This is a genomic window from Novosphingobium sp. YAF33 (genome assembly GCF_052113265.1).
Lineage (GTDB): Bacteria > Pseudomonadota > Alphaproteobacteria > Sphingomonadales > Sphingomonadaceae > Novosphingobium.
The window spans coordinates 1-569 of the sequence record NZ_JBFRCW010000050.1; the positions used below are offsets into that span (position 1 = coordinate 1).

General features: G+C 66.1%; 1 pseudogene. It reads left to right on the forward strand.

The annotated features are described in order from the left end of the window. A pseudogene (locus tag AB4Z00_RS26565) lies at positions 1 to 569 on the forward strand (electron transfer flavoprotein-ubiquinone oxidoreductase); the annotation flags it as partial.

Here is a 569-nt window from a genome sequence, read left to right on the forward strand (position 1 = left end):
GAGATCGAGATCTTCCCGGGCTTCCCGGCCGCCGAGATCCTCTATGACGAGAACGGCGCCGTGATCGGCGTGCAGACCGGCGACATGGGCGTCGACCGCGAGGGCAATCCCAAGGCCGACTTCCAGCCGGGCATGAACCTGCTGGGCAAATATACCGTGTTCTGCGAAGGCGCGCGCGGCCACCTGACCAAGCGGCTCAAGGCCAGGTACGACCTGGAGGCGGATTGCCAGCCGCAGATCTACGGCCTCGGCATCAAGGAGCTCTGGGATATCCCCGCCGACAAGCACGTCGCCGGCCGGGTCATCCATACCCAGGGCTGGCCGATGAGCGAGACCGACAGCTGGGGCGGCGGCTTCCTCTACCACCAGGCCAACAACCAGGTGGCGCTCGGCTTCGTGACCGCGCTCGATTACAAGAATCCCTACGTCTACCCGTTCGAGGAATTCCAGCGCTGGAAGCAGCACCCGGATATCCGCGCGATCCTGGAGGGCGGCAAGCGCGTGGCTTACGGTGCGCGTGCGATCAACGAGGGCGGCTGGCAGTCGGTGCCGATGCTGGCCTTCCCGGG